Annotated in this window: 16 protein-coding genes; 5 read left to right on the top strand and 11 right to left on the bottom strand. The window is 69.8% G+C overall.

The window, feature by feature from the left end:
• Positions 1-1,467: a D-amino acid dehydrogenase gene (locus tag BLQ03_RS14650; protein ID WP_342672026.1), complete on the bottom strand. Its 1,467-nt coding sequence runs from the start codon at positions 1,465-1,467 to the stop codon at positions 1-3.
• A 34-nt stretch (positions 1,468-1,501) separates the two neighbouring features.
• On the bottom strand, positions 1,502-2,320 hold the full coding sequence (gene dapB, locus BLQ03_RS14645) for a 4-hydroxy-tetrahydrodipicolinate reductase (protein ID WP_090757077.1): 819 nt from the start codon (positions 2,318-2,320) through the stop codon (positions 1,502-1,504).
• Between the two features lie 69 nt (positions 2,321-2,389).
• Here dapB and rbfA point away from each other — a divergent pair, with 69 nt between their 5' ends.
• From rbfA to truB, 3 genes are read left to right on the top strand one after another with little or no spacing between them, the layout of a single operon-like run.
• Entirely contained in the window at positions 2,390-2,827 is a 438-nt protein-coding gene (gene rbfA / locus BLQ03_RS14640) for a 30S ribosome-binding factor RbfA (protein ID WP_090757076.1), read from the top strand.
• Positions 2,828-2,870: 43 nt separating this feature from the next.
• Positions 2,871-3,572: a phosphodiester glycosidase family protein gene (locus tag BLQ03_RS14635; protein WP_245688941.1), complete on the top strand. Its 702-nt coding sequence runs from the start codon at positions 2,871-2,873 to the stop codon at positions 3,570-3,572.
• The gene (truB, locus tag BLQ03_RS14630; RefSeq protein WP_090757074.1) at positions 3,573-4,466 is read left to right on the top strand and encodes a tRNA pseudouridine(55) synthase TruB; all 894 of its coding nucleotides are present in this window, start codon (positions 3,573-3,575) and stop codon (positions 4,464-4,466) included. It abuts the gene before it with no gap.
• A 16-nt stretch (positions 4,467-4,482) separates the two neighbouring features.
• Here the strand turns inward: truB and BLQ03_RS14625 are convergent, their stop codons facing one another.
• From BLQ03_RS14625 to BLQ03_RS14615, 3 genes are all read right to left on the bottom strand, one after another.
• Positions 4,483-5,799, bottom strand: coding sequence for an MFS transporter (locus BLQ03_RS14625; protein ID WP_090757073.1), 1,317 nt, complete (start codon positions 5,797-5,799; stop codon positions 4,483-4,485).
• Between the two features lie 92 nt (positions 5,800-5,891).
• The gene (locus BLQ03_RS14620; RefSeq protein WP_090757072.1) at positions 5,892-6,194 is read right to left on the bottom strand and encodes an HU family DNA-binding protein; all 303 of its coding nucleotides are present in this window, start codon (positions 6,192-6,194) and stop codon (positions 5,892-5,894) included.
• Positions 6,195-6,365: 171 nt separating this feature from the next.
• Positions 6,366-7,847 (bottom strand): AMP nucleosidase, encoded by a 1,482-nt coding sequence (locus tag BLQ03_RS14615; protein ID WP_090757071.1) that lies wholly within the window; start codon positions 7,845-7,847, stop codon positions 6,366-6,368.
• Between the two features lie 79 nt (positions 7,848-7,926).
• On the opposite strand from BLQ03_RS14615, the gene BLQ03_RS14610 reads away from it, so the two are divergent.
• Both BLQ03_RS14610 and BLQ03_RS14605 read left to right on the top strand, forming a co-directional pair.
• Positions 7,927-8,916, top strand: coding sequence for an LLM class flavin-dependent oxidoreductase (locus BLQ03_RS14610; RefSeq protein WP_090757070.1), 990 nt, complete (start codon positions 7,927-7,929; stop codon positions 8,914-8,916).
• Positions 8,913-9,779: an SDR family oxidoreductase gene (locus BLQ03_RS14605; protein WP_090757069.1), complete on the top strand. Its 867-nt coding sequence runs from the start codon at positions 8,913-8,915 to the stop codon at positions 9,777-9,779. Before BLQ03_RS14610 ends, BLQ03_RS14605 begins: the two co-directional genes overlap by 4 nt.
• On the opposite strand, the gene BLQ03_RS14600 is transcribed toward BLQ03_RS14605, so the two are convergent.
• The 6 genes from BLQ03_RS14600 to BLQ03_RS14575 all read right to left on the bottom strand — a co-directional run bounded on the left by BLQ03_RS14600 (position 9,769) and on the right by BLQ03_RS14575 (position 15,349).
• Positions 9,769-10,380: a COG3650 family protein gene (locus BLQ03_RS14600; protein WP_090757068.1), complete on the bottom strand. Its 612-nt coding sequence runs from the start codon at positions 10,378-10,380 to the stop codon at positions 9,769-9,771. The genes BLQ03_RS14605 and BLQ03_RS14600 overlap by 11 nt on opposite strands.
• 157 nt (positions 10,381-10,537) lie before the next feature.
• On the bottom strand, positions 10,538-11,320 hold the full coding sequence (locus tag BLQ03_RS14595) for a hypothetical protein (RefSeq protein WP_090757067.1): 783 nt from the start codon (positions 11,318-11,320) through the stop codon (positions 10,538-10,540).
• A gap of 43 nt (positions 11,321-11,363) precedes the next feature.
• The gene (dxs, locus tag BLQ03_RS14590) at positions 11,364-13,286 is read right to left on the bottom strand and encodes a 1-deoxy-D-xylulose-5-phosphate synthase (RefSeq protein WP_090757066.1); all 1,923 of its coding nucleotides are present in this window, start codon (positions 13,284-13,286) and stop codon (positions 11,364-11,366) included.
• A 46-nt stretch (positions 13,287-13,332) separates the two neighbouring features.
• Positions 13,333-14,196, bottom strand: coding sequence for a polyprenyl synthetase family protein (locus BLQ03_RS14585; protein WP_090757065.1), 864 nt, complete (start codon positions 14,194-14,196; stop codon positions 13,333-13,335).
• Between the two features lie 2 nt (positions 14,197-14,198).
• Positions 14,199-14,441 (bottom strand): exodeoxyribonuclease VII small subunit, encoded by a 243-nt coding sequence (locus BLQ03_RS14580; protein WP_090757064.1) that lies wholly within the window; start codon positions 14,439-14,441, stop codon positions 14,199-14,201.
• Positions 14,438-15,349, bottom strand: a complete 912-nt coding sequence (locus BLQ03_RS14575) for a histone deacetylase family protein (RefSeq protein WP_090757063.1) — start codon at positions 15,347-15,349, stop codon at positions 14,438-14,440. Before BLQ03_RS14575 ends, BLQ03_RS14580 begins: the two co-directional genes overlap by 4 nt.
• Positions 15,350-15,487 lie beyond the last annotated feature (138 nt).

The raw sequence follows: 15,487 nt of genomic DNA, 5'->3' as shown, positions 1-15,487 counted from the left end.
TCAGGCCGCCTGCACCGCTCCCACGGCGACCCGCGCCTTGCGGCGCTGGTAACGGGCGTAACCGAGATCGTCGCTCTTGATTTCGGGGGTGCGGCCGCTGATGAGGTCGGCCAGCACGCGGCCCGAGCCTGCCGCCATGGTCCAGCCGAGCGTGCCGTGACCGGTGTTCAGCCACAGGTTGCCGATGGGGCTTGCGCCGACGATGGGTGTCCCGTCGGGCGTCATGGGGCGCAGGCCTGTCCAGAAGCTCGCCCGGTCCAGATCGCCCGCGCCGCCGAAGAGCTCGCCCACCGACTTCGCCAGCGTCGCCCGTCGGCGCGGCGACAGCGACAGGTCGAAGCCCGCGAGTTCCGCCAGCCCGCCCACGCGGATGCGGTCGCCCAGCCGGGTGATCGCGACCTTGTAGGTCTCGTCCATGACGGTGGACACCGGGGCACGCGACTCGTCCACGATCGGCAGGGTCAGCGAATAGCCCTTCACCGGGTGCACCGGCAGCTTCATCCCGAAGGGCGCGACCAGCGCGGGCGAATAGCTGCCCAGCGCCACGACAAAGCCGTCCGCCACCAGCCGGCCGGCCGAGGTCTGCACGGCGGTAATGCGCGATGACGATCCTTCCAGCCGGTCGATGGAGGTTTCGTAGAGGAACTTCACGCCTTCAGCCTCGGCCAGCGCGGCAAGGCGCTGGGTAAAGACATGGCAGTCGCCTGTCTCGTCCATGGGCAGCCGGAGCCCGCCCGCGAGGAGGTGGCGCGAGAAGTCGAGCCCCGGCTCGGCCGCGACGCAGCCCTCGGCGTCCAGCATCTCGAAGGGAACGCCGTCCGCACGCAGGACCTCGATGTCCTTCTGCACGGCCGTGAGCTGGTAGGCGTCGCGGAAGACCTGCAGCGTGCCGCGCGTCCGCTCGTCATAATGGATGCCCGTCTCGGCCCGCAGGGCACCAAGGCAGTCGCGCGAATAGTTGGCGATCCGCATCATGCGCGACTTGTTCACGGCATAGGCATCCGCCGTGCAGTTGCGCAGCATCTTCCCGATCCAGCCGATGCGCTGGGGATCGGCCGAGGCGTGCAGCACCAGCGGCGCATGGCGCTGGAACATCCAGCGCAGCGCCTTCTGCGGAATGCCGGGCGCGGCCCAAGGCGTCGAATAGCCCGGCGAGATCTCGCCCGCATTGGCAAACGAGGTTTCCATCGCGGCGGCGGGTTGGCGGTCCACCACCGTGACCTGGTGGCCCGCGCGGGCAAGATACCACGCGCTCGTCACCCCGATGACACCTGCACCCAGAACGACGATCTTCATGGCTCGATCTTCCCCAAAGGACATTTGGGGAAGGATCATGCGGATCGGCGGAAATGTGCTGCTGATCTTGCGCCGCCTGCGACCTGTTGCCGCAAGGATATTCGCCCAGATGACGGGATTGCCCGATAAACTTGCGCTGCGCTGCAGCACCACGCGGGAATCCTGCGGCATGGCCAAGCTATTGCGGGATGATGTCCCGCAAAGGTCAGAGCCCCAGCACGTCGGCCATGTCGTACTCGCCCGGGCCCTTGTCCTGCCCCCACAGGGCGGCCCGCAGGGCGCCGCGCGCGAAGATGGCGCGGTCGGTGGCAAGATGGCGCAGGACCACCCGCTCGCCCGCCGCGGCGAAGATCACGTCATGCTCGCCCACGACGTCGCCGCCGCGGATCGCCGAGAAGCCGATGCTGCCGGGTTTGCGCGGGCCGGTCATGCCCTCGCGTGCGGGCACGCGCAGGTCGTCCAGCGTGGCGCTGCGTCCCTCGGCCGCGGCCTCGCCCAGCATCAGCGCGGTGCCTGATGGCGCATCGACCTTGTGGCGGTGATGGGCCTCGACGACCTCGATGTCCCAGTCCTCGCCCAGCGCCGCCGCCACCCGCCGGGTCAGGCCGACCAGCAGGTTGACGCCAAGGCTCATGTTGCCCGCGCGGATGATGGGGGCATGGCGGGCGGCGGCCTTGATGCGGCGCAGGTCATCCTCGGACAGCCCCGTGGTGCCGATCACATGCACCGCCCGCGCCTGCGCGCACAGTTCCGCATAAGCCACGGTCGCCGCCGGAGAGGTGAAGTCCAGCAGTCCCTGCGCCTGCGCGATGGCCGCCACCGCATCATCGGTGACGGTCACGCCCAGGGCCGACCCGCCCATCGCGGTGCCAAGATCCTGCCCGACCCACGCGTGGCCCTCGCGTTCCAGCGCACCAGCCAGACGGCAGTCGCCCGACTCCAGCACCGCCTGCACCAGCATCCGCCCCATGCGCCCCGAGACGCCCGCGACCACGATCCCCGGCCTGTTCTGCTCCGCGCTCATCGCTCACCTCCGCTGTTCCCGGCGGTCTAGCCCGTTGCGGGAAACACCGCGACCCCCTAGATGGGGCGCATGGCTTCCAATCGCTTCAACACCGGTCCCGGCCCGTCGCAGCGCCAGCTGCGGGTGGGCGAACTGATCCGCCGCACGCTTTCGGACGTGCTGCTGCGCGGGGACGTGCACGACCCGGACCTGAACCGCCACTCGATCACCGTGGGCGAGGTGCGGACATCGCCCGACCTCAAGGTGGCAACGGCCTATGTCCTGCCCCTGGGCGGCCACGACGCCGAGGAGGCGCTGGCCGCACTGCGCCGCAACACGCGCGAGCTGCGCCACCTGGTCGCCAAGGACATGTCGCTGAAATACGCGCCGAACCTGCGCTTCGTGCTGGACGAAACCTTTGACCGCATGGACGACACCCGCCGCATCTTCGCCGACGAGCGGGTGCGCCGCGACGTCGAGGGCGACGAGGACTTCGAGGCCGAGGCCGACCCGGACGATGATCGGTAGCTTCAAGCGCCGGCTCGGGCTGGCGGTCGGTGCGCTGGTGGCAATGACGCTGCCCGCCATGGCCGACATCTGCGAAACGCGCGAGTTCGAGGGCACGCGCTATTCCCTCTGCACCGTCACCGCCGACCGGCAGGACGGGCTACGGCTGTGGCTGAACGGCCCGGACGGCAAGCCGCTGGGCGACTTCAGCGGCGTGCGCGGGACGCTGGGAGCGGGCGAGGTGCTGGGCTTCGCGATGAACGCCGGGATGTACCATCCCGATTACGCGCCGGTGGGGCTGTTCCGGTCCGACACCGAGGAAGCGGGCGAGGTCGTCACGGCAGGGGGCGGGGGCAACTTCGGCCTTCTGCCGAACGGCGTCTTCTGCGTCGGCGCCAAGGCGCCCTTCCAGGTGATCGAGAGCCGCCGCTTCGCGAAGCTTGAGCCGAAATGCCGGCTAGCCACGCAATCCGGCCCCCTGCTCGTCATCGAGGGCGAGCTGCACCCGCGCTTCCTGCCTCAGAGCGACAGCCGCTATGTTCGCAACGGCGTGGGCGTGTCGCGCGACATGCAGACGGCGTGGTTCGCGATCTCGGACGCGCCCGTGACCTTCCACCAGTTCGCCCGCTTCTTCCGGGACGAGCTTGGCGCGCGCAACGCGCTGTATTTCGACGGCTCGATCAGCCGGCTCTATGCGCCCGGTATTCGCCGCGCCGACTGGGGCCGGCGGATGGGCCCCATCATCGGCTATGTGAGCGGATCGTAGATGGCACGGAAAAAGGGACGGGACATCTCGGGCTGGCTCCTGATCGACAAGCCCGCGGGGGTCGGCTCGACCGACGTGGTGGGGCGCGTACGCTGGGCGCTGGACGCGAAGAAGGCGGGCCATGCCGGGACGCTTGACCCCGACGCGACGGGGCTGCTGGCGGTCGCGCTGGGCGAGGCCACGAAGACCGTGCCTTACCTCACCGACGCGCTGAAGGCCTATGACTTCACGATCACATGGGGCTCCGAGACCTCGACGGACGACGCGTCGGGCGAAGTGCTGCGCCGGACCGACGCGCGGCCCACGGCCGAGGCCATAGAGGCCGCCCTGCCCGCCTTCCGCGGCGAGATCCTGCAGGTCCCCCCTGCCGTCTCGGCGGTCAAGGTGGACGGTGCCCGCGCCTATGACCTCGCCCGCGAGGGCGAGGAGTTCACGCTGGCTGCCCGGCCGCTGTGGGTCGAGGAACTGACGCTGACCCAAGCGCGCGAGGATCAGGCCGACCTGCACCTCGTCTGCGGCAAGGGCGGCTATGTCCGCGCCATCGCCCGTGACCTCGGCCGGGCGCTGGGCTGTCTCGGCCATGTGCAATCCCTTCGCCGGGTCTGGTCGGGCCCCTTCGACGTGACGGACGCGATCCCCTTCGACCGGGTGGACCGGGCGGCGCAGGCGGAGCTCGACGCGGCGCTGCTGCCGATCCAGTCGGCGCTGGACCTGCCCGAGATGCGCGCGACCGACCAGGGCGCGCTGAGGCTGGGGAACGGCAATCCGGGGCAGGTGCTCGGCGTGGCCGATTACGGCGCCGAGGTCTGGGTCAGCCACGAGGGCCGCGCCGTCGCCATCGGCCGCTACATGGGCGGCGAGGTGCATCCCTCGCGCGTTTTCGTCCAGCCCTAGGCAGGCACGGCCGCCCTCAGGCGATCGAGGCGCCTCGCGTCTCTCGTCCGATGCCGAAGGACAGCGCCGCCGCCAGTACCAGCAGCGCAGCGAACAGCCCGATCATCGCGTTGAAGTCGCGCGTGGCCAGCGCTGCCATCAGCGAGGGCGCGGCAAGTCCGCCGAGCCGCGCCAGCGCGCCGGCCATCCCCATGCCGGTCGCGCGCAGCGTGGTGGGATAGATTTCGGGCGTCAGGGCGTAAAGCGCGCCCCAGGTGCCCAGCAGCGCGAAGCTCATCAGCATCAGCGCGCCTGCGACGACCGCGCCGGTCGAGGCCGTGACGAACAGCAGGCAGCCCAGCGCCGAAAGGACCAGGAAGATCCTCAGCGTCCGCTGCCGCCCCCAGGCCTCGACCCCCCAGGCGGCCAGCGCATAGCCGGGCAACTGCGCCAGGGCGAGGATGACAAGGAAGCCGTAGCCGCGCACGAAGCCGAAGCCTTCCGTCGCAAGCTTCCCAGGCAGCCAGACGAAGACGCCGTAGTAGCTGAGCGAGACGAGGAACCACACCGTCAGCACCGCCAGCGTGGTCCGCGCCAGCCCCGCGGCGAAGATGCCGCCCTGTGGCGCGGGCGCCGCGGGCGGCAGGACCAGCCGCGCCTTGGGCGGCAGCGTGGGCGCCCCGTTCGCCATGCGGATACGGTTGAGGATGGCGCGGGCCTCGGGCTCGCGGCCCCGGCGCAGCAGGTACATGGGCGATTCCGGCACCCAGAGGCGCAGGAAGATCCCGAGGCAGGCGGGCAGGGCCGCGACCAGGTAGATCAGTTTCCACGGCGCGGCGAGCGCAAGGCTTGCCGCGGCCCAGGCGGTCAGTGCGACGACCAGCGTGCCCAAGGCCCAGAAGCCTTCCAGCCAGACCAGCCAGCGGCCCCGGTTCTTCGGCGGCAGGAACTCGGCCATCATCGCGTAATCCACGGGCAGCGTGCCGCCCACGGCCATGCCCGTCAGGAAGCGCAGGCCCAGAAGCCAGGCGAAATCGGGCGCGAAGACCGAGGCGATGCCGAAGACCGCGTCGCAGGCCACGGTCACGATCAGGACGTTGCGCCGCCCGATCCGGTCCGCGAGCCGTCCAAAGAGCGTGGCGCCGAAGAACATTCCCAGGAAGAACAGCGTCCCGCTTTGCAGGGCGGTGGGCATGTCCACGCCGAAGCTGGCGGCGATCGAGGGCGCGGCGAAACCCACCGCAACGACCTGCATGGCATCGGCCGCCCAGACCAGCCCGAAGATCCCCATCAGCCGGCGCTGGAAGCGCCCGGCGCCCGCCTGGGCCAGTGCCTCATCGACCGTGACGTTCATTCCCCACTTCCCCCCGGCTTCACCGTCTCTCCTTGCAAAAAGGGGCCGCGCCCATGCGCGACCCCCCTTTTCTTTCAGCAGCTCTGAACGGATCAGGCGTTGACGCTGTCCTTCAGCGACTTGGCGATGGTGACCTTGACCACCTTGTCGGCAGGCTTGGTCATCATTTCCTGGGTCTGCGGGTTGCGGACCTGGCGCTCGGGGCGGGCGCGGCAGGCGACCTTGCCGATCCCCGGCAGCGTCAGCGCGCCGCCTTCGGCGACGGTGCGGGCAACCAGCGCGCCCAGCGCGTCCAGCGCCGCGGATGCGGTCTTCTTGTCGCTGCCCATTTCCTCGGCCAGAGCAGCCACCAGCTGCGTCTTGGTCATGGGCTTGGCGGGGGCGGCTTGGGCCATTGGAACCTGTCTCCTCGTTGGGCGCGCGCGTTCTGGCGGGCATATCCGGCGCCAGTCAAGCTGGCATGGCCCTGCTACAGCCCGTTTGCCTCAATATTTCAAGCCCTTTTCGGCCCTTCCTTGCGCCGGATGGCGGCAGATGGCCCGAAAAGGGCCTTTCCGGACCCGAGGTCACAGAAAGGCGGTCTCGTGGAAGGACCGCAGCTTGCGGGAATGCAGCCGCTCGACGGGGGTGGCACGCAGCTTCTCCATCGCGCGGATGCCGATCAGCAGATGGCTGGACACCTGCGTGCGATAGAAGTCGGTCGCCATGCCGGGCAGCTTCAACTCGCCATGCAGGGGCTTGTCGCTGACGCACAGAAGCGTGCCATAGGGCACCCGGAAGCGGAAGCCGTTGGCGGCGATGGTGGCGCTTTCCATGTCCAGCGCGATGGCGCGGCTGAGGCTGAGGCGGTGGACCGGCGTGTCGCGCAGTTCCCAGTTGCGGTTGTCGATGGTGGCGACGGTGCCCGTGCGCATGATCCGCTTCAGCTCGAAGCCGTCGAGCTCGGTGATCTCGGCCACGGCCTCCTGCAGCGCCACCTGCACCTCGGCCAGCGTCGGCAGCGGCACCCAGACCGGCAGGTCGTCGTCCAGCACGTGGTCCAGCCGCAGATAGGCGTGGGCGAGTACGTAGTCCCCCAGCCGCTGGCTGTTCCTGAGCCCCGCGCAATGGCCGACCATCAGCCAGGCATGGGGCCGCAGCACGGCGATGTGGTCGGTCGCGGTCTTGGCGTTCGACGGCCCCACGCCGATGTTGACCAGCGTGATCCCCTGCCCGTCCGGCCGCTTGAGGTGATAGGCCGGCATCTGCGGGGTCTTGGCGACCGGCACCGAGGCGTCGTCGGGCCGCTCGATCATGTGGTTCCCGGGACCGACGAAGGAGGTGTAGCCCGAGGCGGGGTCGGCCAAGGCCTTCCGGGCGAAGGCCTCGAACTCGTCCACGTAGAACTGGTAGTTGGTGAACAGGACGAAGCTCTGGAAATGGTCCGGCGCGGTCGCCGTGTAATGCGCCAGCCGCGCCAGCGAGTAATCCACCCGCTGCGCCGTGAAGGGCGCAAGGTGGCGCGTCCCGTCCAGCAGCGTGTCGGCCACCCCGTTCACGATGTCGTCGTTCATCGTCACGAGGTCCGGCACGTCGAAGATGTCGCGCAGGGAATAGTCCAGCACGCCTTCCTGCGGCACGTTCAGGTCGCTTTGCGTGGCAACCGCGAAATGCACCGGGATCGGGGTCTCGCTTTCCCCCACCGAGACCGGCACCTCGTGGTTGCGGATCAGCAGGCCGATCTGCTGCGTGAGGTAGTCGCGGAACAGGTCGGGCCGCGTGATCGTCGCCCCGTAGCTGCCCGGCAGGGTGACATGGCCGAAAGCCAGCCGGGAATCGGCCTGCTGGTGGCTCGAGGTGGTCAGCCGGACCTCGGGGTAGAAGGCGCGGAAGCGCGCGGCCGGGGGCGGTCCGCCCCGCAGCGTGCCGACAAAGCGGTCCAGCAGCCAGCCCGTGGCGCGGTCGTAAAGCTCGATCAGGCGTTCCACGGCCGCATGGGGGTCGTCGAAATATTCGCGCCCGACCGGCTCGGGGGTCTCGACGGGCAAGAGGCGGGACATCTGGTCCATGGGCAGGCTCCTTTGACCCCGAGAGTGTCAGGGGCCCGTGACACTGGCAAGACGGGGAGGGGACGCCTATCTCGGGGGCATGGACATCTCTATTCTCGATCTCGCGCCGGTGCCCGAGGGCTCGGATGCAAAGGCTGCAATCGCCAGCAGCGTGAAGCTGGCACAGGCGGCGGAGGCGCAGGGCTACAAGCGCTTCTGGCTGGCCGAGCATCACAACATGCCCGGCATCGCCAGCGCCGCGACGGCGGTGCTGATCGGCCATATCGCCGATCACACCAGGACCATCCGCATTGGCGCGGGCGGCATCATGCTGCCGAACCACGCACCGCTGGCGGTGGCCGAGGCCTTCGGGACGCTTGCCACCATCCACGGCCCGCGCATCGACCTTGGCCTCGGCCGCGCGCCCGGCGGCGATGGGGCGGTGATGCACGCGCTGCGGCGCGGCCAGTCGCGCAACGAGGATTTCCCCAACGACGTGGTCGAGCTGCTGCATTACTTCGGCCCCGAGCGGCCCGGTGCGGCGGTCGCCGCCCATCCCGGGCAGGGAACGAACGTGCCGGTCTGGATCCTCGGCTCGTCGCTTTACGGCGCGAGCCTCGCGGCGGCGCTGGGCCTTCCCTACGCCTTCGCCTCGCATTTCGCCCCCGACGCGCTGGACGACGCGGTGGCGCTTTACCGCGACCGCTTCCAGCCGGGACCCTGGGGCGACAGCCCGCGCTTCATGCTGGCGGCGAACCTGATCGCGGCGGACACGGACGAGGAGGCGCGCAGGCTGCGGACCAGCTCGCAGATCCAGTTCTTCCGGCTCAGGACCGGCAATCCCGGCCTGCTGCCCGCGCCGGTGGACGACCTCGATATGGTCGTGCCCGCGCAATACCAGTCGATGGTGGACCGGGTGCTGAGCGTCAGCGCCGTGGGAGCCCCCCAGACGGTGAAGTCGCAGATCGACGCGATGGTCGCCCGCTACAAGCCCGACGAGCTGATCCTGACCGGCAACATCTGGGATCCCGAGGCGCGCGCGCGTTCCTTTGCCATCGGGGCCGAGGTGCTGGGGCTTTCCCGGCCATGAGCCCGCGCTTGGTGGTGCTGGGACACGGCTATTCCGCAGGCTTCCTGACTCGGCGGCTTGTGCCGCAAGGCTGGTCCGTCACCGGCACGAGCCGCGACGATCCCGCCCGAGTCGCAACCACGGGTGCCACCCCCCTGCACTGGCCCGGCGAGGAAGATGCGGTCCGCGCCGAGATCGCCCACGCCGACGCAATCCTGATCAGCGCAGGGCCGGATGGGGGCGAATGCCCCGCTCTGCGCGACTTCGGCCCGTCCATCGCGGCAAGCCCCGCGCGTTGGCTCGGGTATCTGTCCACCACCGGCGTCTATGGCGACCGGCAGGGGGAGTGGGTGGACGAGGATTCGGACCTCGCGCCCTCGACCCGCCGGGGGCGCGACCGCGTGGCGGCGGAAGCGGGCTGGCAGACGCTGGCCGCAGACCACGGCCTGCCGCTGCACATTTTCCGCCTTGCCGGGATCTACGGCCCCGGACGAGGCCCTTTCGAGAAGGTCCGCAACGGTACCGCCCGGCGCATCATCAAGCCGGGCCAGGTGTTCTCGCGCATCCATGCCGAGGATATCGCGCAGGTTCTGGCGGCCTCGATTGCCCGCCCCGATCCCGGCGCGATCTATAACCTCTGCGACGACGACCCGGCCCCGCCCGAGGACGTGCTGGAACATGCAGCCCGCCTGCTGGGCCTGCCTCCTCCACCCGCCGAGGATTTCGCCACTGCCGAGATGACGCCCATGGCGCGCAGCTTCTATGCCGAAAGCAAGCGCGTCTCGAACGACCGGATCAAGCACAACCTCGGCATCCGCCTGATCCACCCCGACTATCGCAGCGGGCTGGCCGCGATCCTGGCCGAGGAATCCGTCAGGGCGTGATCCGGCAGCAGCCGTTCTCCATCCGCGTGGCCTGGCCTGCGCCCTCGAACAGCAGCGTCGCCGACAGCCCGAAGAAGCGGTCCGACATCCCGTCTGTGCATTGCGCAGGCGTCAGCACCACCGTCAGCCGCCCGTTGTCATCGCCCGCGACGATGCTGCGGGCGGGCTCGCGCCGGGCAGGGTTGTCCACCACCACCCGCCGCTGCAGGGGGCGCGACTGCTCGGGCGTCTCGTAGACGATGTTGTTGCCGACCTGCCGCAGCGTCCAGAAGGGCTCGGTCCCCAGGCAGTTCAGCGTCGCCGGGATCTCGCCCTTCCTCCACACGTCGGGGCGTTCCTTGAGATAGCGCATGTTGACCCAGCCCGAGCGCTCGAAGGTGTTGACCCGCGCCCAGCCCGACCGCGTCTCGATCACCTCGACCCCCGTGGCGTCATGCGGCAGCTCGGACAGGATCGAGGAGGAGGCGTCCGGCATTGCCCGTATGTTCAGCACGTCGTCCGCCTTGACGCCCGTCACGTCGTAAAGCGTGGGCAGCATGGTCTGCGCGGCGGCGGGGCCGGCCAGCGAGAGCGTCAGGGCAAGAACGGCGACAAGGCGCATGGAAAACCTCGGGTGTCAGGCAATGGCCGGGAAAGGATGCCCCATCACCTGCCCTGCCGCCATGATGAATGAGCCGGGCCGCCAACACGGGCATGAGAGCGGGCCGGAGTTGCACCGCCTGTCCGGCCAAAAGGCATGGCGCATCGCAAGGGTCTGGTCAGGTCGCCTGAATCTCCGGCAAGGGGTCCTGCAGATAGGGAAGCTTGCTGGCTTTCGACTTCCAGAACTTTTCCTCGACCAGCAGGCCGCCGGCACGTACGCGGCTTGCCCTTTGGGGAAACACCATGGTCGGGATGCCCGCCCTTTCCAGTGCGAAGCGCAGCAGCCTTTCCGAGTGCAGCGCCTTCCGCTTCCGGGCGACATAGTCGTGAACGACGTGCAGCCGCTCGGCATAAGCCTGCGCCGCCCGGATACCCCGGCACAGGGCAAAGCGGTCGTTGTAGCCGCCCTTCCAGTGATGCCAGTCGGGCAGGGCGACCAGGTCGCCCTTTTCCTGCACAAGCGTCTCCAGCACCGGTTCGAGGCTGTCGTGGTAGATCAGGTCCGGACGGCAGAACAGCACGATGTCCGGATCATGCAACTGCGCCATCTTGAAGGAAGCCGACAGGGAATAGAGCTGGCGGATGAGGTTGCTCAGGCTCGAGAAGCCGTTGTCCCAGGCATCCCCATGGGGCTTCATGTCCTCGAGGATGCCCGCGAGCTGCGACGGCACCGTGAAGCGCAACGCAACCGCGTCGAGATCCAGCAGCCGGTAGTCGTCCGGGTCCAGGTCCGCGTTCTCGCCGGATCTTGCGCTCTGGACCCGCGCCTGATGGTAGAGATGCGCCAGCGTCACCGTCTCGCCATGCCTGCGGCAGGGCTCGATGACATTCCGGGCGATGCTTTCATGGGTCGTGGCAAGCGCGCGGGACAGGCCGAAAAAGCAGACGGCAATCTTCATCGTTAACCCGGAGTTGTGAGATAATCGCCCTCACAATCACAGGTTATGCGTATCTGTCCAGCCTCGCCACCCCCAGAACCTCCAGCACCTTGGCCTCGATCTGCGGCGCGTCCATGGCGGCGGCGCGGTACATCGCCTCGGGGCTCGCGTGGTCGATGAAGGTGTCGGGCAGGACCATGCTGCGGAAGCGGAAGCCGCGGTCGAAGATGCCTGCTTCCGCCAGCAGTTGTGCCACATGGCTGCCGAAGCCGCCGATGGCGCCCTCCTCGATGGTGATCAGCGCCTCGTGCTCGCGCACCAGCCGCAGGATCAGCTCGCGGTCCAGCGGCTTGGCGAAGCGGGCGTCCGCCACAGTGGGGGCAAGGCCGCGCGCGGCCAGCGATTCGCGGGCGCGCAGGACCTCGGACAGCCGGGTGCCGAAGGACAGGATCGCCACGCGTGCGCCCTCGGCCACGATGCGGCCGCGGCCGATTTCCAGTGGCTCGGGGCGCTCGGGCAGATCGACGCCGGTGCCCTCGCCGCGGGGGAAGCGGAAGGCCGAGGGGCGGTCGTCCAGCGCGGCGGCGGTCGCCACCATGCGGACCAGTTCCGCCTCGTCGGCGGCGGCCATGACGACGAAGCCGGGCAGGTTGGCGAGGAAACCCACGTCATAGGCGCCCGCGTGGGTCGCGCCATCGGCGCCGACAAGCCCGGCGCGGTCGATGGCGAAGCGCACGGGCAGGCGCTGGATCGCCACGTCATGCACGACCTGGTCATAGCCGCGCTGCAGGAAGGTCGAATAGATCGCGCAGAAGGGCCGCATCCCCCCGGCGGCAAGGCCGGCCGAGAAGGTCACGGCGTGCTGCTCGGCGATGCCCACGTCGAAGCAGCGCCGGGGGAAGCGGTCGGCAAACAGGTTCAGGCCGGTGCCATCCGGCATGGCGGCGGTGATCGCCACGATGCGGTCGTCGCGCTCGGCCTGGGCGATCAGGGATTTCGCGAAGACGCTGGTGTAGCTGGGGGCGTTGGACTTGGCCTTGGCCTGCTCGCCCGTGATCACGTCGAACTTGGCGCGGGCATGGCCCCGGTCGGCGGCGTTCTCGGCCGGGGCGTAGCCCTTGCCCTTCTTCGTCACCGCATGGATCAGCACCGGCCCGTCGGCCCGCGCCTTGACCGTCCGCAGCAGCGGCAGAAGCTGGTCGAGGTCGTGGCCGTCCACGGGGCCAACATAGGAAAAGCCCAGCTCCTCGAAGAGCGTGCCGCCGATGGTGATGCCCTTCAGCATCTCCTTGGCGCGACGGGCGCCCTGCTGCATGGGCGAGGGCAGCAGGCTGACCGCCCCCTTGGCTGCGGCCTTCAGTTCCTGGAACGGCCCCTGGGTGTAAAGCCGCGTCAGGTAGGTGGACAGCGCCCCGGTCGGCGGGGCGATCGACATCTCGTTGTCGTTCAGGATCACGAACAGCCGCGTGCCCATGTGGCCCGCGTTGTTCATCGCCTCGAAGGCCATGCCGCCGCTCATGGCGCCGTCGCCGATCACCGCGATGGCGTCGCCCGGATCGCCGCCGAGGTCGCGGGCGGCGGCGAATCCCAGCGCCGCGCTGATGGAGGTCGAGGAATGGCCCGCCCCGAAGGGGTCATGTGGGCTTTCCGACCGCTTGGTGAAGCCCGACAGCCCCCCTTCCATCCGCAGGGTGCGGATGCGGTCGCGCCGGCCGGTCAGGATCTTGTGGGGATAGCACTGGTGGCCCACGTCCCAGATGATCTTGTCACGCGGGCTGTCCCAGACGGCGTGCAGCGCCACCGTCAGCTCGATCACACCCAGCCCCGCGCCCAGGTGGCCGCCGGTCACGCTGACGGCGCTGATGGTCTCGGCGCGCAATTCGTCGGCCATCTGGTGAAGCTGGCGGTCGCTCAGCGCCTTGAGGTCGGCGGGCGAGGCGACGCGGTCGAGGATCGGCGTTGCGGGACGCGAGGTCGTGTCGGTCATGGGCTGGCCCCTTCCGGGCGGGCGGACCCCCCGGAGGCGGTCGGTCTCAGGTTCTGCGGTGGATAACGAAACGCGCCAAGGCCCGCAAGTTTCCGGCCCTCTCGCCATAGGGGTCCAAGGCGACTTCGGCCCGCGCGACCATCTCGGCGGCCCGCGCCCGCGCCTCGTCAAGCCCCAGCAGGGACACGAAGGTGGCCTTGCCCGCCGCCTCGTCCTTGCCGGTGCGCTTGCCGGTCTGCTCGGCGCTGGCGGTCACGTCGAGGATGTCATCGGCGATCTGGAAGGCGAGCCCGAGGTTTTCGGCATAAGCCTGCAAGGGCGCGGGATCGGCGCCGCCGATGATCGCCCCGGCCGTCGCGGCAAAGCGGATCAGCGCGCCGGTCTTGGCGTGCTGCAGGGCCTCGATGGCGGAAAGATCCAGCGGAGTGCCCGCCGTCTCAGCCGCGATGTCCTGCGCCTGACCCCAGACCATGCCGCGCGCGCCCGAGGCCTCGGCCAGCCGCGCCACCAGCGCGATCCGCGCCTCGGCCGGACCGATCACCGGGTCAGTGAGCAGGGCGAAGGCCTGCGTCTGCAGGGCGTCGCCGGCAAGGATCGCCGTCGCCTCGGTCCAGCGGACGTGGCAGGTGGGCTGGCCCCGGCGCAGGTCGTCGTCGTCCATCGCCGGCAGGTCGTCATGGACAAGGCTGTAGGCGTGCAGCAGTTCCACCGCCACGGCGACCGGAATCGCGCTGAGGTCCTCGACCCCGAACAGCCGCGCCGATTCCAGCACCAGGAAGGCCCGCACGCGCTTGCCCCCCGTGGCGGCATAGCGCATCGCCTCCGTCAGGTCGCCCTGCGGCAGGTCCGCCAGCGCAGCCTCGACGGCGGCAGCGACCGCGCGCTGCACCTCCTCCAGCCTGTGCTCCACGCTTACAGCCCTTCGACCGGGGTGGTCCCGCTGGGCTCTCCATTCGCGGCGAGCATGATCTTCTCGACCCGCTCCTCGGCCTGGCGCAGCCGGCGCTCGCAATGAGCGCGCAGCTTCGCGCCGCGTTCGTAAAGGGCGATGGACTGCTCCAGCGTCGCCTCGCCATGTTCCAGCTTGCCTACGACCGATTCGAGTTCCTTCATCGCGTCCTCGAAGGACATCCCGTCGATTTCGGCGTCGGTCATGAGGCGGTTCCTTGCAGCGCGGTGACATGGGCGCGGGCCGACCGGCCCAGCGCGGCCAGATCATAGCCGCCTTCCAGCACCGAGACCACCGGGGCCGCGCCTGCCGCGTCGCAGATCATGGCCGTGATCGCGGCAAAGTCATCGTCCTCCCATTCCAGCGAGGCGAGCGGGTCCGCCGCATGGGCGTCGAAGCCTGCCGAGATGATGACCAGTTGCGGCGCATGGGCGCGCAGCCGCTCCGTGACCTGCCGCCACGCGGCTCGTGCCTGCGCTCCGCCCGAGCCGGGCGGCAGGGGAATGTTCATCACCTGCCCATGCGCGCCGGTCTCACTTGCCCGGCCGGTGCCGGGATAAAGCGGCAGCTGGTGGGTCGAGGCAAAGAAGGCGCGCCCCTCGTCCCACAGCAGGTCCTGCGTGCCGTTGCCGTGATGCACGTCGAAGTCCAGCACCGCCACGCGGTCCAGCCCGTGGTGGTCCAGCGCCCGTTTCGCCGCGATGGCGGCGGTGCCGAGCAGGCAGAAGCCCATCGGCGTCTCGCGTTCGGCGTGATGCCCCGGCGGGCGCATGGCGACGAAGGCATGGGTGTCCTCACCTGCCAGCACCGCATCCACCGCCGCGCAGGCCGCGCCCACGGCCCGCAGCGCGGCCTCCATGCTGCCCGGGGAAAGCCAGGTGTCCGCGTCCAGCGCCACCTGCCCCTGCGCCGGGACCGCTGCCTTCAGCCGAGCGAGGTAACGCGCGGGGTGGCAGCGCAGGACGTCGGCTTCGGCGGCCAGCGGCGCTTCGCGGCGGTCGAGGTCAAGCCCGGCCAGCGCCTCCAGCACCGCCGCGTGGCGGGCAACCTGCTCGGGGTGACCGGGCGGCGTGACGTGCCGTTCCGACGCGGGATGGGTGTAAAGGATCGCCATGCCTGCAGGCTAAGGGCAATCCGCCCGCCGGCGCAATTGCGCCATGCGGGGGTCCATCTGCGCGCAGCGCGCGGGCTGTCGGCTCAATCCTCCGTGCCCCGGCCCCCGCCATCGCCCTCACCGCCCCGCCCGCCATCG

It is taken from the genome of Paracoccus chinensis (assembly GCF_900102885.1).
Taxonomy (GTDB): domain Bacteria; phylum Pseudomonadota; class Alphaproteobacteria; order Rhodobacterales; family Rhodobacteraceae; genus Paracoccus; species Paracoccus chinensis.
The sequence above is the reverse complement of the archived record's forward strand: the minus strand, read 5'-3'. Positions and strand labels throughout refer to the sequence as shown.